Below are 23,346 nucleotides of genomic sequence, written 5' to 3' on the forward strand. Positions count from 1 at the left end.
TCGGGGCTTGATAGCTACTCGAAATGCTGAATCATTTCACTATTCACTATTCACTATTCACTATTCACCGCTTACCGCTTACCGCTTACTGCTTACTGCTAACTAAATCTTAACCAACGACGGTAATCGATTTTTTTAAAAAACATGCAAACCCCTTATTTATTGTTTACTTTGCTGATTATAAGCATCCTCGCTTATTTTATCGGCAAGATGCGGTCGGCGACCGTTGTCGAAGGTGCGCTCCGGGAATTGCATTCCTTGCCGGCGTATTACGGATATTACACTGCGCTTTGGGGATTGATACCGGGTTTGTTCATTATATTGACCTGGTTGTCGTTCGAACCCGCATGGTTGTCTTATCAAACCGTTGCGGCACTACCGGAGGAAATCCAAAGTCTGCCGAGCAGCAAACTGAATCTTCAACTCAACAAAATCAAAAATTTTGCCGCAGGCATGCAGGTTGCCATACAGGTCGATCCAATCATCGCCGAAGCCGCCGAACGCTATAACCAACTCCGAAAAATTAGTAGAACCACTTTGACCCTCGTGGTTTTAATCTGCTCCCTGGCCGGTATTTGGTTGGCGCATAAAAAAATCAGCAAGGATTACCGGGCCCGTAACGTCGTCGAAAAAATCATGATCGGGCTTATGATAATAGCTTCGATGATAGCGATCTTCACGACCATCGGCATTGTCGCATCGGTAGTATTCGAGTCGGTATTGTTTTTTAAACAAGTGCCGTTTTTCGATTTTTTATTCGGTCTGGAATGGAGTCCTCAGACGGCCTTGCGCGCAGATCAAATCGGATCTTCCGGCGCATTTGGCGCGGTCCCGTTATTTGCGGGCACGTTGCTGATTTCGTCCATCGCCTTGATTGTCGCGGTGCCGATCGGCTTAATGTCAGCCATCTATCTCTCGGAATTTGCCGGTTCGAAACTTCGTGCCACGGCCAAGCCGACGCTGGAAATTCTCGCGGGTATCCCGACTGTCGTTTATGGCTTTTTTGCCGCGTTGACAGTTGCGCCATTTATTCGCGAAACCGGCGAATCATGGGGTTGGGTCGTGTCATCGGAAAGCGCTTTGGCTGCAGGTTTGGTGATGGGCATCATGATTATTCCGTTCGTATCTTCGTTATCCGACGACGTTATCAATGCCGTGCCGCAGTCTTTGCGCGATGCGGCCTATGCCTTGGGCGCCACGCAAGCCGAAACGATCAAACAAGTGATTTTACCGGCTGCGTTGCCGGGTATTGTCGGCAGTATTTTGTTGGCGGCTTCAAGGGCCATCGGCGAAACGATGATCGTAGTCATGGCGGCGGGATTGGCTGCCAACTTGACGGCCAATCCGCTGGAAGCGGTCACGACGGTGACGGTGCAAATCGTGACCTTATTGGTTGGGGACCAAGAGTTCGATAGCCCGAAAACACTGGCTGCGTTCGCGCTGGGTTTGATGTTGTTTGTCGTGACCTTGGCTTTGAATGTAATTGCATTGCATATCGTTAGAAAATACCGGGAGCAATATGAATAATCGGACTGATTCATTATCGACAATGGAAAAAGTTCGCAAAGGCATTGCGAAAAGGCGCTCAGCCGAACGCCGATTCCGTATTTATGGATTGACCGGCATCGTTTTAGGCTTGGTCTTTGTGTTGATTCTGTTTATCAGTATCATCGGCAAAGGATATAGCGCATTTCAACAAACTCAGATCGCGCTGGATATCGAGTTTTTAGAATCCGTGATCGATCCGGATCAAACGCGCGATAGTAAGGTGATATCGAGAGCCGATTACAATTCCCTGATAAGAAAGTCATTGAGTAAGGCCTTTCCCGAAGTTAAAGGGCGCCGCCAAATACGCGATCTGAACCGGATGATCAGTACCGGAGCGATGTTTCAATTACGCGACCGGGTTCTGGAAGACCCCAGTGTGATAGGCCAAAGTGAAAGGATATGGCTCCTGGCCAGCGACGATTACGACATGTTGATGAAAGGTCATATCGATGGCACTGTTCCGGAAAGCGAGCGCCGTTTGAAAGATCATCAAGTAGCTTGGGTCGACCAATTGCTTGAACAGGGCCGAATCAAGAAGCGCTTCAACACCTTCTTTTTCACTTCAGGAGATTCTCGGGCTCCCGAGATGGCCGGTATACGCGGAGCCTTGATGGGCTCTATGTACACATTATTCGTCACGCTGGTGCTGTCGTTTCCGATCGGCGCCGCGACAGCTGTGTATCTGGAAGAGTTTGCGCCAACTAATAAATGGACCGATTTGATCGAAGTCAATATCAATAATCTCGCGGCGGTGCCGTCGATCGTATTTGGATTATTAGGCCTTGCGATGTTCATCAATTTTTTCGGTTTGCCTCGTAGCGCGCCGTTGGTCGGTGGACTGGTGCTGACCCTGATGACCTTGCCGACCATCATCATTGCGGGACGCGCCGCGCTGAAATCGGTGCCTCCGTCGATTCGAGAAGCAGCGCTTGGCATGGGCGCGTCAAAATTACAAACGGTCTTTCACCATGTCTTGCCGTTGGCGCTGCCGGGCATGTTGACCGGTACCATCATCGGCATGGCTCAGGCGCTCGGCGAAACCGCACCGCTATTGATGATAGGAATGGTTGCTTTCATCGTCGATATACCGAAAGGCATTTTCGACTCGGCGACGGTGCTGCCGGTGCAAATTTATCTTTGGGCGGATAGTCCCGAAAGGGCTTTCGTCGAGCGCACTTCGGCGGCGATCATGGTTTTGTTGGCGTTTTTGATTTCTATGAATGCAATTGCGGTGTTTTTACGCAAACGATTCGAGCGGCGTTGGTGAACATTTATCAATGCGGATATTTTCGCCAAACACACTCCGCACCCTCAATTTCCCGAGAACTTTCATCATCCCGGGATTGCCAGGTCTTCATGAACGTTAGGTGCTTTTTCGATCGGATAGAAGTTAAACATTATGAATACTGTAACTCAATTAAAACCGAAATCGGTTTCCCGCATGAAAACACTCATAAGTAAAAATATCTCTGTTAAGCCATTGAATCTACAAGGTGAAATGGGCGCGACAGTAGGGTCCATACATGCCGACAATCCAAGGATAACTTGCCGTAATGTCAATGTGTTTTATGGAGAAAACCATGCGATACAAGATATCAATCTGGATATCGGCACGAATGAAGTCATTTCGTTAATCGGCCCATCCGGTTGCGGCAAATCGACTTTTTTACGTTGTTTGAACCGAATGAACGACACAGTCGAAAGTTGCCGGGTGAACGGCGAAATCAAGATCGATGATGTCGATGTTTATTCCAAGCACATGGATGTTGTTCCGCTTCGCGCGCAAGTCGGCATGGTGTTTCAAAAACCCAATCCATTCCCGAAATCGATCTACGACAATATCGCTTACGGCCCGAAAATCCATGGGCTGGCTTCGACAAAGGCCGAATTGGATCAAATCGTCGAGTCTTCATTGCGCAAGGCCGGCCTCTGGGACGAAGTCAAAGACCGGCTTGACCAACCGGGCACCGGCTTGTCGGGCGGGCAACAACAGCGTTTGTGCATCGCTCGGACTTTGTCGGTCGAGCCTGAAGTTATTTTGATGGACGAGCCATGTTCGGCATTAGACCCGATTGCGACCGCGAAAATCGAACAATTGATCGACGAACTGCGACAGCGTTATACGATTGCGATAGTGACCCATTCGATGCAACAGGCCGCACGGGTATCGCAGCGTACGGCTTATTTTCATCTCGGTAAATTGATCGAGGTCGGTAAGACCAGCGATGTATTTACCAATCCTTTGCACGAATTGACACAGGATTACATTACCGGAAGGTTCGGATAAGCCAACCGAAGCGGCTAATTACTTACCCAAGATCATAATTTATGAAAGAACATACGATTCATCTTTTCGACGGCGAACTGAGTCATTTACATTATCTGGTGCTGGAAATGGCCGGCTTGGTCATCGATCAATTGGATACGGTCATGACGTCGCTCGATGAAGGCGAGGTCTCTATCGCCGAAAAAGTGGTGGCACGGGATCGGGAAGTTAACGAATATGAGCTAAAAATCGACGCCGAGGTTCTGTCGATTCTCGCTAAACGCACTCCGGTCGCTAATGACCTGCGAAAAGTGATTTCTATTTCGAAAATCGTTGTGGACTTGGAAAGAATCGGAGATGAAACGGTAAGGGTTGCCAAGTTGATCATCGACATGTTCGACCCGCAAACGAGCGATCCGAATCCGCAGTTGCTCAGGGATATCGTCAGAATGGGCAGGATGGCGCGCGGCATGCTCAGAAAAGCGACCGACGCTTTCGATACCGGTAACCTGGATGATGCTTACGAGCTTATTAGGGGTGACTGGGATTGCGGACAAGAATTTCAAGACGGCATTCGCAGGCAATTGACCTTCGTGCTTCAGGATGCCCGCTTGATCGGTAGAGCTCTGGATATCCTGCAAATCATGAAAGCGCTCGAGCGCTGTGGCAATCATTGTATCAATATCGCCGAATTCATGATTTTCATGGTTGAAGGTAAGGATATTAGGCACCAGCATTGAATAAACCTAACGTTCATGAAAGCCCGGCAATCACCCCGGCAAATGAAAGTACGAGACGTGGGGAGGGCGCGGTCACTCGCCCGACAGGACGCCGTGAATACGTCCATGTAGGCTCGATGGCGGCTATCCTGCCGCCAACGCCTGTCGATCGAGCAACCGCACCCTCTCCGGAACCGGCATTGCCAGAACAGAGATTTGTATATCGAAAAATTAGATAATGAATCCAAATTTACGAACTTTCACAGTAACGTTCATGAAGACCTGGTCATCGCATCGGCAAATGAAAGTTCTCTGGTGGCGGAGGGTGCGGTCACTCGCCCGACAGGACGCCGTGAATACGTCCATGTAGGCTCGACGGCGGCTGTCCCTGCCGCCGACGCCTGTCGATCGAGCAACCGCACCCTCTTCGGAACCGGCTTAACCAGGCCGGTGAAAGTGTTGTAGCCCCTTCATGCTTCGACTTTACTCAGCACGAACGGTCTACAGCACATGCCAACTGCTCTTTTTAGGATGAAGGTTTAAAAGGACGTGGATTTCTGCCGTAACGGCAAGCGATTCAGTTGGCAAAAAACTCACAAAGTTTCCGGGCACCTTCCGATTAGCATCAGTTCGGAGCATCAACCATGTTGAACTAACGTTCTCACTTTTTGCTCGACTGTAGCCCACGAAATCAAAATCGGCTTGCGAAAAACCGTAATCGTCAAAATATCTTCCTGCAGCATATAGTCGGCTTCTATGCCAAAGCCTTTTATGATGCCTTGTTCAATATCGCCTAAAAATTGTAAGCCGTAATTTTCAGCGGCTTGTTTTGCTTTGTGAATCAGATCTTCCGGCTTTTCGATGATTTTTAACTGTATCGATTTAGGTTTTTTCATGTTTTTATAATTTCGTTTGAAAGTCGAAAACAGAACGAGTTGCTCGGTATTATAAAGGCGAAAAAATAAAACGGAACCGGTTAATTGATTCTGAAAACGCAATAAGCGTTATGAATGGCATTTATTTATACCCATCGCAGATCAAAATTCGGCACCAGGGTGTCCGTCAAAGGACGCCGTGAATATAATCCCTGTAGGCTCTATGCCAGCTCCATGCTGGCAAAGCCTTTGCCGCACACCCTGGCGCCTCTTCAGGCACTGCCGAAATTTGAAGTGCGAAAGGTATACTGGGATTCATAAATGGTTTCTTAAAAAAGTTTCGATATGTCGGCTTAATTCGGCATTGTCGTCTTCAACAAATTCATAACGCGCGCGTACAATCGGTTTGTCGATAGCGATCAAGGCCGATAAGTCGCATGGCGTGGCCGAAACGACGAGTTCTATATCGGCGGCATTCAAGGTTTGTTGCAATGCCTTTAATTGCGAAGGATGATAACCGACTGCCGGCAGCACCTTGCCGATATGCGGATATTGTCGGTAAACATCATTTAACCGTTCGGATGCAAATTCTCTCGGATCGACGATCTCGGCGGCCTGAGCTTGAGTCGCAGCAATAAAACCCGCGCCGTAGGCCATGCCGCCGTGCGTAATGGTCGGACCGTCCTCGACGACGATGACACGCTTGCCTTTCAGTCGTTCAGGCTGATCGAGAGTGACTTTCGAAAAGGTTTTGATAATCGGAATACTCGGAAGAATCTGTCTGACGGTTTCAAAGACGCATTGAACAGCCTCATCGGTAGCCGAATTCGCTTTGTTTATTAGCACGATATCGGCCATACGCAATACGGCTTCACCCGGATGATGGCCGGTTTCATGGCCGGGTCTCAGCGGGTCGGTTAACACGATAAGCAAATCGGGACGGATGAACGAAAAGTCATTATTGCCGCCGTCCCATAAAATGATGTCGGCTTCCTGCTCGGCAATGGCGAGGATCTCGGCGTAGTCGATGCCGGCAAAAACGGTATTGCCGAGCGACAAATGGGGTTCGTATTCTTCCCGCTCTTCGATCGTGCAATCGGCACGATCGAGGTCGGCCATGCTGGTAAAACGTTGCACGGCCTGTTTTTCGAGGTCGCCGTAAGGCATCGGATGGCGGATTACTGCGGTTTTAAGGCCGTGGGCTTTCAATAATTTCGAAAGCCATTGCGTGACTTGCGACTTGCCGCAACCGGTGCGCACCGCGCAGCAAGCGATGACCGGGACCGAAGCTTGCAATTGCGTGTGTTTGGGGCCGAGCAGGGTAAAATCGGCTCCGCCGGCCAGCGCGATCGATGCTTGATGCATCACTTGTCTGTGTGGGACATCGCTGTAGGCAAAAATCACTTGGTCGATGTGTTGTTCTCGGCATAGGTCTGCCAATTCGATTTCATCGACGATAGGGATGCCTTCGGGATAAAATGGGCCGGATAACGCAGGCGGATAGCGTTTTCCTGCGATATCCGGGATTTGTGCGGCGGTAAATGCAACAATTTCATTGCCGGGATCGTTGCGGTAGACGACATTGAAATTATGAAAATCTCGCCCAGCGGCACCCATGATGAGGATTTTTTTGCGAACTGTTTTGTGAGACATCTTAATTCATTTTGGTAGAAGGTAATTCACTCCAGCAATTCCCAGTTTGAGCAGTTTCGCCGATTTTAGGGTGTGGGGTATGCCTGTCGAGGAACGCCGTAAACCCATCCATGGGGGCTTGGCGGCAGCTCGAACGCCAAGGATGGCGTGTAGTAGGGCAATGCAGGAGCAATTGCCGAGGAGCAAAAATCTGCAAGCGCCAAGGATGGCGTGAATGCAGATTTTGCAGGAGCAAAAATCTGCCCTGCTGCCGACATCCTCGCCAAGCATACCCCACACCCTTTTAGATCTCCAAATTGGGAATTGCTGAATTCACTCGAGATAGAGGATTTATATCATTTTCGAAGCCAAACCCTCTAGAATGAATTAAAACTCGGCAGCCTTCTGACCAATTTCGATTTTCGAAAGGCTATGGATACCTTTCGCACTTCAAATTTCGGCAATGTTCGAGGAGGCGTCGGAGTGTTCGACAAAGGCTTTGCCAGCATGGATCTGGCATAGAACCTACATGGACGTATTCACGGCGTCCTTTGACGGGCACCCCGGCGCCGAATTTTGATCTGCGATGAGTATGACGCGAACATAGCACTCTAATTTTGGGCCTACCAGGAAAATTTATGACTTTGAAAAACGCTTCTTACCGTCAGCGCATTGGGTTGTTCGTGACGGTGTTCTTGACCGGTGCATCGGTAATGGTGATCGAGCTACTAGGCACTCGTATGATAGCGCCTTTTTATGGGGCCAGTCTTTATGTCTGGTCTTCGTTGATTTCGGTGACGATGATAGCCTTGGCGTTCGGTTATTTCACCGGTGGGCGCTTAGCCGATTCCTCCAAGCCGGTTGGTCTGGCAGTCGTGATCGCTTTGGCGGCCTTTTTGACTTTATTGATTCCATGGATGACGCGGCCGATTTTATTGATGACGGATCCTCTCGGTTTGCGAGGTGGCGCTTTTGTCAGCTCGTTTATCTTATTTGCACCGGCATTGACCTTGCTTGGTATGGTCGGCCCGTTCGCGATAAAACTGGCTACCTTGCAATTAAATTCCGTCGGCTCGAGTTCGGGAAGCATTTATGCGATGAGTACCTTGGGGAGTGTCATCGGAACTTTGATTTTGGGCTTTTTTTTATTCCCGTTGGTCGGGTCGCGTGAAATCTTGATTGTCTTAGGTTTGCTTTTAATGGGTTTGGCTCTGGTGATTGCCTTGATCGAACGAAGGACTTTAGGTTTCCGCTATACCGTCGCGCCGTGTTTGGCGTTGGCTACGCTGGGTTTGGTTTTGTTGCCTGGCATCATCGGCTCTGGGAAGACGTATGACGGCAATGGTAAATTTAAAATCGTTTCCGAACATGAGAGCCTATACGGTTGGGTGCGGGTAATCGATCAACCCGGTAATGATTTGCGTATGCTGACTTCGGACGCGTCGACGATCGGTGCAGCAAGCATTTCAACTGGTAAAAACTTGCTGATCTATCAAGAAATCGTTGGCTTGATTCCTGCTTTACGCCCATCCATGCAAAGGGCTCTGATCGTGGGTTTGGGGGCTGGGCATATGGCTAATGTTTTACGGGAGCGTTTCGGTCTTGTCGTCGATACGCTCGAGATCGATCCTGCCGTTGCCAATGCCGCGGTCGTGCATTTCGGATATGAATCGAACGGTCGCGATATTGTCGGCGATGCACGCTATGAAATAAGGCATTTGACCGGGCCTTATGACTTAATTATTCATGACTGTTTTACCGGCGGTTCGGAGCCTTCGTATTTACTGACGCTTGAAACGTTGATGCAATTGAAAGGTTTATTGGACGAACAGGGTATTTTGGCACTGAATTTCGTTTCCTTTACTCAGGGTAATAACGAGGCGCTGTCGTCTGTTGCAAAAACACTCGATCAGGTTTTTTCTCGGCAAATCGTGTTCTTTTCGCAACCCAGAGAAAATTTCAATGATTTTATTTTTCTTGCGTCCGATGCTGCTATCGAAAGCGATTCGCCGCAATTAAAACCAAGCGAGCGGCTATGGCTTAAACAGCGGCGCTATCAAGTGCCGCAGGATCAAGGTATCGTCTTGACCGATAATTTCAACCCGCTGGAACAGATGCAGGTTTACAAGGCGGAGCATTATCGTAATGTCGTTGTCGGCTGGTTTGGTGCGGATTTATTGCTACGTTGATGGATTATATCGAGACGACCAAAAGAAAGCGGGGACGATTATCATCGTAGGAACATCATGAGAGCCATTGCAACAAATCGCGGATTTGGTAAATGGTAGCGTTATCGCAACCGTACCTGCGCTCAAACAAAGCGATGGGTTTCCGCTTCGCTGCTACCCATCCTACGGCGCTAGATTAAATCAAAACTCGGTAGCCTTCTGCCCAATTTCTATACCTTTCGCACTTTAAATTTCGGCAGTGCCTAAGGAGACACCGAGGTGCTGGCAAAGGCTTGATGGCGGCTTTCCCTGCCGCCGTCACCTGCCAATCGAGTTACCGAACCTGCTTACCTTGCATTAAAAATAGGGCAATTATTTATGACCAAACCCTTAGTGGGTCGATGCGTAAAGCCGTTGAATTTCTTTATATCGATTTGCCGCATCGTTCAAAGCGCTTCTGGCCGATACTAGGTCATCGTTTTTTACCGCGCTACGTGCTTTTTTCAGTACGCTGCTGGCTCGGTTGCGTTTGACGTCCAAGGCATTGTTGGCTATGTCCTTTTGCAACTGCCGGGCGTCGGTGATCAAGTCGATCAAAACGGCTTTATCTGTGTCGTTATCTAGTGCGCTTTGTGCTTCTTCGACTTTGGTCAGCGTATTTTCGATAGCGGCTTTGACGTCGGCATAGGTTGCATTGGTAACCGCAAAAGCGTTGCTCGACAAAGCACCGAGCAGGAACGTAAACAGAATTTTAGCTAATGTGTTCATATAAAACCTCAGAAATGAAAAAACAAGATATATAGCCTGGAGATTATTAGGGGCTTCGGAAGCGAAGCATTGAGTCAATCTCAAGGTGTGGAGATAGTCTATCTTAAAAAAGGACTAACTAGAACTAAAAAGGTTCTAACCAAAACAAATATTTCAAATCAGTTTCCGTGCTCTCATGCTACGGATGATCGGTAATGCATTTAAATATAATTAAAAACATATGCTTGGGAAATATATCGGAGGTCGATTAGGAACTTTTTACGTCAGCGGCTCCGATAACATTTGGGCAGCAAGACTTGCCGAAATAAACAGGAAGACCAAAACTTGCCATTCATATAGAGGTTTCCAATAGTTTTGTATGACTGCATCTCGGCAGGTTTCGCGGTGAAAGCTTGCCGGGCTTATCGTTTGGCGCTATCCTAATCGTTCTGATTAGAACTTTTTAGTTGATCGCATGACAGTCTCTTCTACATTCCCAAGCGTATTGCGTGACTTATTACGCACACATCAAGCTTTTTTATCTTATGCGGCGGTTCATGTTCAAAAATTCGATCTGACCTTGCCGCAGTATGACGTCATCATCACCCTGGGTGGTACGGAAGGCATGACGCCTAAAAAACTGGGTGAAGAAACGCTGATCACGAAAGGCACTCTGACCGGAGTCGTCTGCCGATTGGAGGATAAAGGCCTCGTTCGGCGCTGCGCTTCCGCGAAGGATGGCCGGAGCCAAATCATCAGTTTGACCGAGGCTGGAAAAGATATCTATGAACGATCTTATCCGGAACATTTACGTTACATCGGCCGTTTGTTCGACGATTATAAATCCGAAGAAATAGCGGCATTCGAGGGCGGTCTGGTGCGTTTGTACCAGGCAATCGCGGCTGCGAGGAATGAGGAAAAGGGCGCAGGTGACGATTGAAAGGATTTTAACCTAGAAAAAGAATTTCACCATAAAGAATAAGAAGTTAATTCAATAACTTGTTATGCGTTTGTATGGTACTTTCTTTTACCCAAGAGGTTAGCGGAAATATTTAGGTAATCTCTTGAAATGCTTCATTAACTTCATGTGCTTCATGGTTAAGTTGCCGAAATTAGGTTTACGGTTGTTTATCTCGGTAGCTTAGGAAAGCGAAACATAACTGCCTCATTTGATTTTTTCGGTTTGATGACCTTTAAGTAACAATCGCTATAAACTTTTCATCATTATCAACAATCGCTAAACTATGCCGTTTTTCAAGAGCGCCCCGGCTCTTAATGTTTCGATAAATGACAACCGACAATAATGTGACGACTCTATTTCCCCTGCCGCAAAACCACCCGCAACGTTTCGTGTTGCACAACGAAGTCCATGCCCGTGCATCGTTGAATCTCGAATTGCCGATCAGGGCCAGTCATCTGGCCTTGCTGTTGACGAGCGACGAAAAACAGCGCGAACGCGATCATCTGAGCAAGCTCTGCGAGCGTTACGGCAAGCCCTGTCCCGAAAAAGACGCTAGCCATTTGAGCGAAACCTTCGATACGTTCGAGATCCGGTGGGAGCAGCATAGCGAATTCAGCACCTACACGTTTTATGTAGCGAATACGCCGGCCGATCCGTTTTCCGATCCTGCGTTGAAAAAAGTGCCGGTCGATTGGCTTTCCGAATTGCCGGGTCAATTGATGGTTGCCGCGCATGCCGCAATCCAACCGGCGGCTGTCGTCAAGAACGGCGACGGTCTCGATATGGCTGCGATTTCCGCCTGTTTCGCGAACAATCCGGTCGTCGGTTCCAGCGTGACTGGCGGGGACGCCCAAGTATTTACTGATTTCAGGGTACATGTAGACGGCTTCAGCCGTTTTCTGATCGTCGACCATAATTTGCGCTCGGCGCAGGCGGGGCGATTGCTGCATCGTCTGTTCGAAATCGAAGTCTACCGAGTGATGGCATTGCTGGCATTTCCTATTGCGAAAAAGCTCGCTCCGGAACTGAGACGGGCTAACCAAAAGCTTTACACAATCACGAATGCGATGGCGCAATCGGACAACAGCAAAGACGCAGGGCTGTTGGACGAATTGACGACGTTGGCTGCCGAAATCGAAAACCATATTTCGACGCATCTGTTTCGCTTCACGGCCGCAAGCGCTTACTATCAGCTCGTCGGTCAACGCCTAGAAGATTTACGCGAAGTCCGGATTCAAGGCATACAGACGCTCGGTGAATTCATTCGGAGGCGCATGGAACCGGCGATGAGCACTTGCTATTCGACCTCCAAACGCTTCACGTCCCTGTCCGAAAGAGTCGGCAATGCGAGCCAATTACTGCGAACCCGCGTCGATATCGTGATCGAACGGCAAAATCAAGGTTTACTGAGCTCAATGGCGCGGAGGGCGAAGATGCAGTTCAAGATGCAGCAGACCGTCGAAGGCATTTCGATCGTCGCGATCACCTATTACGCGACCGGACTGATCGGCTCGATCTCCAAGGCGCTACGTGCGGCCGGCTGGCCGGTCAATCCGGAGTTGGCGGTAGGCGCGGCGATTCCGTTCGTGATGATCGCGGTCGCGTTGGGCCTGAAACGGATTCACAAGATGATCGAAAAAACGAGCGAGGAATGAAGTCAGGTAGGCAGGGTTGGCGATAACCATGCCTTTCGCACTTCAAATTTCGTCGATATGACCTGATTAGCAAGATGCTTCAGCTTGCCGAAGTGAACTGTCCGAGCAGTGGCCAGTCGCAGCCACTTCTGCGGGACGGGTTATTTAACCCGTCCCCAACGTTTCGGTTTACCCTAAACAATTCGGCTGACTTCGGCCAAAGTCAAAACGTTTAGGACGGGGTTGCAAACCCCGTCCTGCTAGGGAATTGCTGATCTTTGGGCTTTAGCTGAAGAAACTTGCTAATCAGGTCTTTTGATGGTCACCCCCGGTGCCGAATTTTGATCAGCGATGGATATAACAAGGGTCAATTAATCGATAAATCGTTTAATTAAATTGCCGTACTCGTCAATTCTTCTGTCGCGTAGATAAGGCCAAATTTGTCTGACGCGCTCGCTACGCGCGCGGTCCAATTCCTTAGTCAAGATGATTTGTTCGCTGGTTCCGGCTTGCGCGAGAAATTCGCCTTGCGGACCGGTGATGAAGCTGTTGCCCCAGAATTCGATGCCGGTCGAGGCGTCATCGGGCGATGCTTCGAATCCGATGCGGTTACACGAAACGACCGGTAGTCCGTTAGCGATCGCGTGCGCGCGTTGAATCGTGATCCATGCGTCGAGTTGGCGCTGCTTTTCGTCGTTAGTATCGGCAGGATCCCAACCGATCGCGGTCGGATAAATCAAAATATCGGCGCCTGCCAAGGCCATTAAACGGGCGCCTTCCGGATACCACTGATCCCAGCAAACCATCACGCCCAATTTACCGATCGAGGTCTCTATCGGTTTAAAACCGATGTCGCCGGGTGTGAAGTAATATTTTTCATAATAACCGGGATCGTCGGGAATATGCATCTTTCGGTATTTGCCGGCGATGCTGCCGTCTGTGTCGAATACGACGGCAGTATTGTGATAAAGGCCCGGCGCGCGCTTTTCGAATATTGTCGATACGATGACGATCTCTTGATCCTTGGCGGCTTGAGACAGTATTTCGGTACTCGGTCCTGGAATCGGTTCGGCCGTGGCGAAGCAGTTAAAATCTTCATTCTGGCAAAAATACGGGCCTAAATGTAGTTCCGGCAAAACGGCCAAGTTGGCTCCGGATTGTTTGGCCTCTTTGATTAAATCGATCGATAGATTTAGATTGCCGGCTTTGTCGGCGTTACAAGGTTGTTGAATCGCGCTGACGATGATGTTCGAGCTCATGATTATGATGTATGACTGCGGTTCGGAAAAATCTCTCGCTTCCAAGCCCTAGCTTGGGAGTGTATATAGTCCAAGCTCTGCTTGGTGTGTATACAAGCAAAGCTTGACGGGACGATGAAGTTCGATTTCATGATTGTGAGATATGACGGCTGTTCGAAAAAGTTCGGTATTATATCGCCAATTGCCGGGCGCAGTTATACCCTTTGCGGGATAAAATTCATGGCGCCTTATCAGGCGAGTTACCGAACCCTCAGCAAAGCCCGTAGTTCTTCGACGTTATTTATCAAGAAATCCTTATTCCTTAATCTGTCGAGATAGTTGCCGGAAACTGCATCGTCATGCAATGCAGGCTGCCGTATTGATGCACGATCGGCCGGCAGGGCGTGGCAATGATTTCGTGTTGAGGGAAACATTCGGCTAGTTTATCGACGGCGGTTTGATCCATTGGATCGTCGTAAACTGGAACCATGACAGCATCATTAATGATCAGAAAGTTCGAGTAATTGGCGGGTAAACGCTTGCCGTCTGCGTCGAAAATCGGTTTCGGCAAATCCAGCGCAACCAACTTGTACGGTTCGCCGCTAATCATTTTCATGGCCTTAAGCTGTGCCTCCATGTTTTTTAGGCTTTGGTAATGCTTCTCGGACGGATCGTTGCTGCTGGTATAGGCGATTGTGTCGGAACTGCAGAAGCGGGCGAGCGTGTCGATATGGGCATCGGTGTCATCGCCGTCGAGATTTTCCTGATCGATCCACAATACGCGTTCGGCGCCGAAATGCTTTTGTAATTGCGCCTCGATTTGATCCCTGTTCAATTCCGGATTCCGGTTCGGATTGAGCAGGCATTGTTTGGTCGTCAATATCGTGCCTTCGCCGTCGCTTTCGACGCTGCCGCCTTCGAGTACCATGTCGATGTCGAGATGCGGGTTGCTTGCGAACGGGGCGTGTTTCAGTAGATTCCGATTCAAGGCATTGTCGGCCGCATGTTCGTATTTGCCGCCCCAGCCGTTGAAACGGAAATTTAGCAATAGCGGCTTGCCGTCTTTTTCGACGGTCAGAAATGCCGTATCTCTAACCCAGATGTCGTTGTAATCGGCATGTATGAAACGGATACCGGATTTTTCGACTGGTAACAGCGTTTCGATATGTCGTTGCTGAACAGCGCTCTTGCACAAGATGATCAACGATTCATAACGGCAGATCGTTTCGGCGATGAAGCGATAGCTTTGTTCGACGTCGTTGAGATTCCCCCCGAAATCGCCGGATTGATCAGGCCATGCAATCAGTACGGCGGATTGTTTTTCCCATTCTGCTGGAAAACGGATCATTTTTTGTTTTTCCTATGTTATAAAGTCGACGAAGTGTCGGAGATCGATTGAAAAAGCATTTCTCGGGCATGGGCCAAGGTGTTTTCGGTAATGTTAACGCCGCCGAGCATGCGAGCGATTTCTTCGACGCGTTCTTCGGGGGCTAGCGGCCTGACATTGGATGTCGTGATATCGCTCCGGTTATTTTTGGAGACATACAAATGATGATGGGCTTGCGATGCGACTTGAGGTAGATGTGTAACGCACATGACTTGCCGATTGAGACTCAAAGCGCGCAATTTTTGTCCGACGATTTCGGCAATGCCGCCGCCGATCCCGGAGTCGACTTCGTCGAAGATCATCGTCGGCGTGGTTTTGTCATGGCTGGTTGTAACCTGAATAGCAAGGCTGATTCGTGATAGTTCTCCGCCGGATGCAACTTTTGATAAAGGCTTGGCCGGAAGGCCAGGATTGGCGCTAACCAGAAATTCCACTTTATCTTGGCCATCGGCGCGTGGGTGTGTAGCACCTAGCGGTGAAACTTGTACGATGAAATCGCCTTGCGGCATGCCAAGCTCCTTGATCATCGCCGAAATCCGTTCTTGCAATAGCTGGCCGCCTTGTTGGCGTTTTCGAGTTAATTGAGCGGCTAATTCATGGTATGCAGCAAGTAGCCTCTCGGTTTTTTCGGTTAATTCTTCGATGCGCTCGCCACTGTGGGTCAGATTGTTCAATTCCTGCTCGAGACCGAAGGCCAGTTCCGGCAATTCCTCGGGTTGTACATGGTGTTTACGGCAGAGGCTTTGAATGATGCCGATTTGGTTTTCCAGCGACTCCAAGCGCAAGGGGTCTGCTTCCAGGCTATCCAAATAGCGGCGTAATTGGTGCGCGGCTTCCTCGATCTGAATTTGCGCTTCGTTTAAAATGCCGTTGATAGATTCGATATCCGGCGCAAAACGCGTTAAATCGTTCAAGGCATGAGTCGATTGTAGCAGCAACCGGTTGAGCGATTGTTCGTCGTTTTCGTAGAGCAAATCAAGCTGCCGATGCCCGGTCGCTAGGATTTCTTCGAGGTGGGCTAGTTTGCTGTGTTCTTCTGTTAGTTCGGCATAATTGAAATTGTTCAAGTCGAGTTGCTGCAATTCGTCGAGCTGGTAGCGCAGTAATTCTTCGCGCTCGGTTCTGTCCGCGCTGGCTTTTTTCAGAGCTTGTAGTTCCTTGTGGGTTTGTTGCCATTGGTGGAAGTGGGTATCGACTTGGTCTAGTAGGGCTTGATTGCCGGCAAAAACGTCTAGTAATCGGCGCTGTTCATCGCTATGGAGTAAAGTCAAATGCGCATGTTGTCCGTGTATTTCAACTAGCTTTTCACTGAGTTCCTGTAAGGTTTGCAATGTAACCGGGCGATTGTTGATATAGGCTTTTGATCGGCCGTCATGGTTGATGACGCGCCTAATCAGGCAGTGTTGATCATCATCCAGCTCGTTTTCTTCAAGCCATTTTTTTGCCAGAGGGGCATCCGATAAATCGAATTCCAAATTGATTTCTGCACGCTTGCTATTTGGCCGGATATAGCCGGAATCGGCCCGATCGCCTAGTGCCAAGCCAAGTGCGGTCAATAAAATCGATTTGCCGGCGCCGGTTTCGCCTGTCAATACCGACATGCCGGTGTTTACATCCAGGTTTAATGTTTTGACGACAGCCAGGTCGTTAATGGAAAGATTTAGTAGCATGAGAATGAGTTAAGGATAACCGCCGCTCCAGTTGAGTTTTTTTCTGAGGATTTCAAAAAAATCGTGTCCTTCGGGATGGAGAATTCTAATCGGTTTCGGATCTTTTTTAATCAAAATTTTATCACTGATCAATACTTCGGGTATTTCAAGATGATCGCAGGTAACCAAGGCATTGATTTGTTTGGTTTGACAGAAACTAATTTCGATTTCGGCCGTATCGTCGATGACGATTGGGCGATTCGATAGCGTATGAGGATTAAGCGGTACCAAAACCAAGGCATTCAGAGACGGATGCAAAATCGGGCCGCCCGCCGACAATGAATAAGCGGTCGAACCGGTCGGGGTCGAGACGATCATGCCGTCGGATCGTTGCGAATTCAGATAGACCCCGTTAATGTGCGTGACGATTTCTATCATGCTCGGCGTGACCCAGCGATGCACGACGACTTCGTTTACGGCGGTTTGTTCGTTAAAGACTCGATGGTCGCGAATGATTTTGGTTCGCAATAGATAGCGCCTTTCTTCGCTATATTGGCCAGTTAAAATGTTATTGAGCTTGGGTAATAATTCATATGGCGAAATGTCGACAAGAAACCCGAGGCGCCCCAAATTGATCCCAACTAGTGGAATGTCGTATTGGGCGATTGCACGCGCGGCAGATAAAAACGTACCGTCGCCACCAGCGGCGATAATCAGGTCGCAGTGCTGTCCGATACTCTCGATGGCCGAGGTTTCAACGCCGGATTCCGTTATAAATTGAGCGCTCAAGCGGTCAACTATGACGGCATAATCGTGCTGTTTAAGGTAACGGTAAAGAATCGCTAAAGTTTCGGCAATTCCGGGGTCGCTGGCTTTACCGATAATGCCGATGGTTTTGAATGAGCTGTGCATTGTCGTTAATTTAAGAAAGGATTTGATCGAATTATACTCAATAAGTCAAGGGGTGAGGTTTAAAGGTGAAAGAAGAAAGGTCAAAGGTGCAAGTAGCAAGGGGAAAGGTGAAAGGTGAAAGGTGAAAGGGGGTAGTCGAAAAAAGCTATTTTTAGCTAATTACTGTGTTCCCGCGTTTTAAACTCAAAAATATTTTTGAAATTGTTGGTGTTCATAGATTTTTAAGCGCCAGGCGCAGGGTGCGCGATGCGCACCTTGCGGCGCTCAAACTATCTTGGAATTTGTTGATGATCATAGGCTATAAAGCGCTAGTTATTTTCTCAAAATCAATAAAGCAGTCATTCTATCTGATATGAAAATCGGTAAATTTCGACACCCTAGGTATTTGGTCTGTGAAGGGGGGATATTACGCGAGTTATGCTAAGTGGGTGTTTTTATTGTATTTGCTAGTATTGACAAGCAGAGGGTGAGCTGCTAATTTGCGCGGTTGGCACTCGATGGGGTAGAGTGCTAGTAAGCTAGAGGGTTTATTGTGAATAACAATCAGGTGTTGAACGAAAGATCGCTGCAATTATTGAAAGCATTGGTTGAACGTTATATCCAAGACGGACAACCGGTAGGTTCGCGCGCCTTATCTAAGGATACCGAATTAAAATTGAGTCCTGCAACGATTCGTAATGTCATGGCCGATCTGGAAGACATGGGATTAATTCGTTCTCCGCACACCAGTGCAGGCCGGGTGCCGACCGTGAGTGGCTATCGTTTGTTTATCGATTCGTTGCTCACGGTAAAGCCTCTGAACTCGGAAGAACTTAAACTGTTGCGCAAAAATTTAATTGCTAAAGATAACGTCAATGATGTCATCGGGGTGGCATCGAGAATATTATCGGACGTCACGCGCATGGCCGGTGTCGTGACATTGCCCAAGCGCGAACTGGTCAGTTTACGCCATATCGAATTTTTGCCGCTATCCAACACCCGCGTATTGGTCATTTTCGTGACTAACGAACAGGAGGTGCATAATAAAATCCTCCATACCTCAAAGCAATTCAGCCCCGCTCAATTACAGCAAGCCGCCAATTATTTAAATTCCGTTTATTCCGGATTAAGCCTAGCCGCAGTCAGAAAGGCCGTTCTGAAAGAGCTGAAAGACGCCCAAGAACAAATGAATCGGGAAATGTTGGACGCAGTACAAATGGCTAAGTTGGCGCTCGATCCCGGAAAGTCGGATGAAGATTATGTGTTAAGCGGTGAGACGAATTTAATGGGTTTTTCCGAATTATCGGACATGGAGAGGCTCAAAGAACTATTCGATGCTTTCAGTCAAAAGCGAGGTGTTATCCATTTGCTTGATCAATGCTTAAATGCCGAAGGCGTACAAATTTTTATCGGTGAGGAATCCGGTTATCATGCATTCGAACAATGCAGCCTGGTCACCGCGCCGTACTCGATTAACGAACAAGTGGTCGGTGTTTTAGGTGTAATAGGACCCACCCGAATGGCTTATGAAAGAGTGATTCCTTTTGTCGATGTAACGGCAAAATTATTAGGCGCGGCCTTGAATCCCAAAACATAAGCCCCACATTTCTTGAAATAGAGTTTTTCCGTGGATGCGGACCGTTTTTTTATTCAAACCGGAGTTTAATAATGAGTAACGAGCAGGAGTTGCCGGAAAAGGCAACGGACGAGCAAGCTGATGTCATTTCAGCGCAAAGCGCCAGCGCGCAGCTAGATAGCAATGTAGACGATAGCAGTCAGCCGCAGGCGGCTCAAAAGGTAAATGTCGAAGAGTTGTCGCAAAAGCTCGAGGAGGCCGAACAAAAGGCTACGGAAAATTGGGACAAAGTTCTGCGCATACAAGCGGAAATGGAAAACCTGAAAAGAAGAACCCAAAAGGATTTGGAAAACGCTCATAAATTTGCGTTGGAAAATTTTGCCAAAGAATTATTAACTGTCGTCGATAGTTTGGAGCTTGGTTTGCAAGCCGCTATCGGCGACAGCCCCGAAGTGCAAAAGTTTCGAGAAGGCAGCGAACTGACATTAAAACAATTCGAAGCCGTTTTTTCTAAGTTCAATATTGAAGTGGTTAATCCGCTTGGACAACCGTTTGATCCTGAGTTGCATCAGGCGATGGCTATGCAGCCATCTGCAGATGCCGAACCGAATTCGGTTATTAATGTATTTCAGAAAGGCTATGTCTTGAATGGGCGGTTGTTGCGTCCGGCAATGGTTGTTGTCGCCAAAGCCGAAGACAATCCTCCGCAAGAAACACCAAAAATCGATGAACAGGCTTGAACACATTAAAACAGCCCCCATATCGTAATCGACTAATTTTTTAAATACACTCTCAAGTCTGGAGCAATCAATGGCTAAAATAATCGGAATAGATTTAGGAACCACCAATTCTTGCGTGGCGGTGCTCGAAAACGGCACCGCACGCGTCATCGAAAATAGCGAAGGCGCCAGAACTACGCCTTCGGTCATCGCTTTCACCAAAGACGACGAGGTGCTCGTAGGGCAATCGGCTAAGCGTCAAGCGGTAACCAACCCCGAAAACACACTGTTCGCAATTAAGCGTTTGATAGGCCGTCGTTTCAAAGACGATGTCGTGCAAAAAGATATTAAAATGGTGCCTTATAAAATCGTACCGGCCGACAATGGCGACGCCTGGGTCGAATGTCACGGTAAAAGAATGGCGGCACCTGAAGTTTCGGCTCGGGTCTTGATGAAACTGAAAAAAGACGCCGAGGCTTATTTAGGTGAAGAAGTCAAAGAAGCGGTCATTACCGTACCGGCTTATTTTAACGATTCTCAGCGTCAGGCAACTAAAGACGCGGGCCGAATTGCGGGTCTCGATGTCAAACGCATTATCAATGAGCCGACCGCAGCTGCGTTGGCATTCGGGATGGACAAACCGAAAGGCGATATGAAAATTGCCGTGTACGACTTAGGCGGCGGTACATTCGATATTTCAATCATTGAAATCGCCGAGATCGAGGGCGAGCATCAGTTCGAAGTATTGTCGACCAATGGCGACACTTTCCTCGGCGGTGAAGACTTCGACCTGCGCATCATCGATTTTCTGGCCGACGAATTCAAACGCGACAACGGTATCGATTTGCACAGCGATCCATTAGCGCTGCAACGACTCAAAGAAGCAGCAGAAAAAGCCAAAATCGAATTGTCGTCTTCGCAACAAACCGATATCAATCTGCCTTATGTCACGGCCGATGCGACAGGACCGAAACATTTAAATGTCAAATTGACTCGGTCTAAATTGGAATCCTTGGTAGATGATCTGATTGATAAAACCAAAGCCCCATGCCTAATGGCGCTAAAAGACGCAGGCTTATCCGCGTCGGACATTGACGATGTGATTTTGGTCGGCGGTCAGACGCGAATGCCTCGCGTTCAAGACTTCGTTAAATCAATCTTCGGCAAAGAGCCGCGTAAGGATGTTAATCCGGATGAAGCAGTTGCTTTAGGTGCAGCGATTCAGGCCGGCGTATTAGGCGGCGATGTTAAAGATGTATTGTTGCTCGATGTAACGCCTCTATCGCTCGGTATCGAAACCTTGGGCGGTGTAATGACTAAATTGATCGAGAAAAACACAACGATTCCAACCAATGCCTCACAGGTTTTTTCAACGGCCGACGACAATCAAACGGCCGTTACGGTTCATGTTTTACAAGGCGAACGGGAAGTTGCCAGCGGTAATAAATCACTGGGTCGTTTCGATTTGGCCGATATTCCACCGGCCCCGCGCGGCGTTCCGCAAATCGAAGTGACTTTCGACATTGACGCAAATGGTATCTTGAATGTCTCGGCTAAAGACAAAGCGACAGGTAAAAAACAGTCAATTGTGATCAAGGCTTCTAGCGGTCTATCCGATGAAGAAGTCGATCGCATGGTCAAGGATGCCGAGGCGCATGCCGATGAAGACCGCAAAGTGACCGAACTGGTGAGTGCGCGTAATCATGCAGAAGGGATCGTCAATGCCACCGAAAAATCGATGAAGGAGCTCGGCGATCAAGTTTCCGCCGATGAAAAGTCGTCGATCGAAACTGCGATCAATGAATTGAAAGAAGCTCTGAAAGGAAGCGATAAAGACTCTATCGAAGCTAAAACTAATGCGCTGACTGAATTGTCCGGTAAACTGGCTGAACGCGTTTATGCGCAAAAAGCGGAAGCTGAAGGCAGTGCCGAAGGCGACCAGCAGTCGTCTTCAAGTACTTCGACAACCGATGACGGCGTAGTCGATGCCGAGTTTGAAGAAGTCAAAGACGACGACAAGAAATAATTCCATGCCGACGCCGTTCGACTTGCCGTTTACGGTATGTCGAGCGGCGCCGAACTTGATAGTACCAAGGCATGGTGTTTTATAACGCTACTCAATCGAGCCTTTATTTCTACGGGAAATAATGGGACTGTATCGAACGATAATTAATAGACATGGCAAAAGAAGATTACTATAAGCTTCTCGGCGTCGATAGAAACGCCAGCGACGCGGAAATCAAAAAAAGTTACCGCCGCATGGCAATGAAATTCCATCCGGATAGAAACAAAGATAATCCTGATGAAGCCGAAGCAAAATTTAAGCAAATAAAAGAGGCTTATGAGGTTTTATCCGACCCTAAAAAAAGATCCGCTTATGATCAATTCGGCCATGCCGGCGTCGATGCATCGATGGGTGGCGGTCCGGGCGGTTTCGGAGGTTTTGGCGGGGGATTCAGCGGCGAAAGTTTTAGTGATGTCTTCGGCGATGTTTTCGGCGATATTTTTGGTGGCGGAGGACGTGCTCGCGGCGGAGTTCAGCGTGGCGCCGATCTTCGTTACAATCTTGAGTTAACCCTAGAGGAAGCGGTAGGCGGAACAGAGGCAAAAATTCGCGTGCCGGTCATGGTCGTGTGTGACGAATGTCATGGGTCCGGCGCAAAAAAAGGCTCGTCTCCGGTCACTTGCTCGACCTGTCATGGTCATGGCCAAGTTCGGATGCAGCAAGGTTTTTTCTCGGTTCAACAAACCTGTCCGACGTGCGGCGGAACCGGCAAGCAAATCAAAGACCCTTGTCGGAAATGTCATGGACAGGGCAGAGTTCAGGATACTAAAACGTTATCGGTCAAAGTGCCTCCCGGCGTCGATACCGGCGACCGCATTCGTTTGTCCGGAGAGGGTGAAGCCGGCAAGGGCGGCGGACCGGCCGGCGACTTGTACGTTCAGGTTCATGTCAAGGATCATCCGATATTTACCCGCGATGGGGCTAATTTGTATTGCGAAGTACCGATTAGTTTCCCGACGGCTTGTTTAGGCGGAGAGCTGGAGGTGCCGACGTTGAACGGCCGAGTCAAATTGAAAATTCCGGCCGAAACTCAAACCGGTAAATTGTTCAGGTTGCGCGGCAAAGGCGTGAAACCCGTTCGCGGAGGCGCAGTCGGCGATTTGCTATGCCGCGTGCAAATCGAAACGCCGGTGCATTTGACCAAGGAACAAAAAGAGATGGTCGAAAAACTCGGCGAGTCTCTAACCGGCGGAGGCAAGCAGCACAGCCCTCAGGAACACTCATGGATGGATGGTGTGAAAAGTTTTTTTGACAAATTGACAGGATAATCA

Annotated in this window: 18 protein-coding genes; 11 read left to right on the forward strand and 7 right to left on the reverse strand. The window is 48.7% G+C overall.

Features of this window, described 5'->3' with window-relative positions; genetic code table 11:
* Positions 1-144: 144 nt before the first annotated feature.
* The 4 genes from pstC to phoU all read left to right on the forward strand — a co-directional run bounded on the left by pstC (position 145) and on the right by phoU (position 4,554).
* Positions 145-1,527: a phosphate ABC transporter permease subunit PstC gene (gene pstC, locus MEALZ_RS09130; RefSeq protein WP_014148341.1), complete on the forward strand. Its 1,383-nt coding sequence runs from the start codon at positions 145-147 to the stop codon at positions 1,525-1,527.
* The gene (gene pstA / locus MEALZ_RS09135; protein WP_014148342.1) at positions 1,520-2,815 is read left to right on the forward strand and encodes a phosphate ABC transporter permease PstA; all 1,296 of its coding nucleotides are present in this window, start codon (positions 1,520-1,522) and stop codon (positions 2,813-2,815) included. The genes pstC and pstA overlap by 8 nt, the downstream gene beginning before the upstream one ends.
* A 174-nt stretch (positions 2,816-2,989) precedes the next feature.
* Entirely contained in the window at positions 2,990-3,835 is an 846-nt protein-coding gene (pstB, locus tag MEALZ_RS09140) for a phosphate ABC transporter ATP-binding protein PstB (RefSeq protein ID WP_084685594.1), read from the forward strand.
* Between the two features lie 41 nt (positions 3,836-3,876).
* The gene (gene phoU, locus MEALZ_RS09145; protein WP_014148344.1) at positions 3,877-4,554 is read left to right on the forward strand and encodes a phosphate signaling complex protein PhoU; all 678 of its coding nucleotides are present in this window, start codon (positions 3,877-3,879) and stop codon (positions 4,552-4,554) included.
* 617 nt (positions 4,555-5,171) lie between these two features.
* Here the strand turns inward: phoU and MEALZ_RS09155 are convergent.
* Positions 5,172-5,429: a hypothetical protein gene (locus MEALZ_RS09155; RefSeq protein ID WP_014148346.1), complete on the reverse strand. Its 258-nt coding sequence runs from the start codon at positions 5,427-5,429 to the stop codon at positions 5,172-5,174.
* Between the two features lie 294 nt (positions 5,430-5,723).
* Positions 5,724-7,061, reverse strand: a complete 1,338-nt coding sequence (locus MEALZ_RS09160) for a cyclic 2,3-diphosphoglycerate synthase (RefSeq protein WP_046061077.1) — start codon at positions 7,059-7,061, stop codon at positions 5,724-5,726.
* A 617-nt stretch (positions 7,062-7,678) separates the two neighbouring features.
* Between MEALZ_RS09160 and MEALZ_RS09165 the strand changes: the two genes are divergently transcribed.
* On the forward strand, positions 7,679-9,229 hold the full coding sequence (locus MEALZ_RS09165) for a fused MFS/spermidine synthase (protein WP_014148348.1): 1,551 nt from the start codon (positions 7,679-7,681) through the stop codon (positions 9,227-9,229).
* Between the two features lie 369 nt (positions 9,230-9,598).
* On the opposite strand, the gene MEALZ_RS09170 is transcribed toward MEALZ_RS09165, so the two are convergent.
* Complete coding sequence (locus MEALZ_RS09170; RefSeq protein WP_014148349.1) at positions 9,599-9,976, reverse strand: hypothetical protein; 378 nt, start codon at positions 9,974-9,976, stop codon at positions 9,599-9,601.
* Between the two features lie 454 nt (positions 9,977-10,430).
* Between MEALZ_RS09170 and MEALZ_RS09175 the strand changes: the two genes are divergently transcribed.
* Entirely contained in the window at positions 10,431-10,895 is a 465-nt protein-coding gene (locus MEALZ_RS09175; RefSeq protein WP_014148350.1) for a MarR family winged helix-turn-helix transcriptional regulator, read from the forward strand.
* A 347-nt stretch (positions 10,896-11,242) separates the two neighbouring features.
* Positions 11,243-12,571 carry a DUF3422 family protein gene (locus MEALZ_RS09180; protein WP_014148351.1) on the forward strand — a complete coding sequence of 443 codons (1,329 nt, stop codon included), beginning with the start codon at positions 11,243-11,245 and terminating at the stop codon, positions 12,569-12,571.
* A gap of 350 nt (positions 12,572-12,921) precedes the next feature.
* On the opposite strand, the gene MEALZ_RS09185 is transcribed toward MEALZ_RS09180, so the two are convergent.
* The 4 genes from MEALZ_RS09185 to MEALZ_RS09200 all read right to left on the reverse strand — a co-directional run bounded on the left by MEALZ_RS09185 (position 12,922) and on the right by MEALZ_RS09200 (position 17,736).
* Complete coding sequence (locus MEALZ_RS09185; RefSeq protein ID WP_014148352.1) at positions 12,922-13,809, reverse strand: carbon-nitrogen hydrolase; 888 nt, start codon at positions 13,807-13,809, stop codon at positions 12,922-12,924.
* A 301-nt stretch (positions 13,810-14,110) separates the two neighbouring features.
* On the reverse strand, positions 14,111-15,136 hold the full coding sequence (locus tag MEALZ_RS09190) for an agmatine deiminase family protein (protein WP_014148353.1): 1,026 nt from the start codon (positions 15,134-15,136) through the stop codon (positions 14,111-14,113).
* A 17-nt stretch (positions 15,137-15,153) separates the two neighbouring features.
* Complete coding sequence (gene recN / locus MEALZ_RS09195; protein ID WP_014148354.1) at positions 15,154-16,845, reverse strand: DNA repair protein RecN; 1,692 nt, start codon at positions 16,843-16,845, stop codon at positions 15,154-15,156.
* Positions 16,846-16,854: 9 nt separating this feature from the next.
* Positions 16,855-17,736 (reverse strand): NAD(+) kinase, encoded by an 882-nt coding sequence (locus MEALZ_RS09200; RefSeq protein WP_014148355.1) that lies wholly within the window; start codon positions 17,734-17,736, stop codon positions 16,855-16,857.
* A gap of 532 nt (positions 17,737-18,268) precedes the next feature.
* Between MEALZ_RS09200 and hrcA the strand changes: the two genes are divergently transcribed.
* The 4 genes from hrcA (at position 18,269) to dnaJ (ending at position 23,343) form a co-directional block, all read left to right on the forward strand.
* Positions 18,269-19,312: a heat-inducible transcriptional repressor HrcA gene (hrcA, locus tag MEALZ_RS09205; RefSeq protein WP_014148356.1), complete on the forward strand. Its 1,044-nt coding sequence runs from the start codon at positions 18,269-18,271 to the stop codon at positions 19,310-19,312.
* A 71-nt stretch (positions 19,313-19,383) separates the two neighbouring features.
* Positions 19,384-20,031 carry a nucleotide exchange factor GrpE gene (gene grpE / locus MEALZ_RS09210; RefSeq protein WP_014148357.1) on the forward strand — a complete coding sequence of 216 codons (648 nt, stop codon included), beginning with the start codon at positions 19,384-19,386 and terminating at the stop codon, positions 20,029-20,031.
* A 70-nt stretch (positions 20,032-20,101) separates the two neighbouring features.
* A complete protein-coding gene (gene dnaK / locus MEALZ_RS09215; RefSeq protein WP_014148358.1) occupies positions 20,102-22,036 on the forward strand; it encodes a molecular chaperone DnaK in 1,935 nt (644 codons plus the stop codon).
* 152 nt (positions 22,037-22,188) lie between these two features.
* Complete coding sequence (gene dnaJ, locus MEALZ_RS09220) at positions 22,189-23,343, forward strand: molecular chaperone DnaJ (RefSeq protein ID WP_014148359.1); 1,155 nt, start codon at positions 22,189-22,191, stop codon at positions 23,341-23,343.
* Positions 23,344-23,346: the final 3 nt, after the last annotated feature.

Source organism: Methylotuvimicrobium alcaliphilum 20Z, from assembly GCF_000968535.2.
In the GTDB taxonomy this organism is placed as follows: domain Bacteria; phylum Pseudomonadota; class Gammaproteobacteria; order Methylococcales; family Methylomonadaceae; genus Methylotuvimicrobium; species Methylotuvimicrobium alcaliphilum.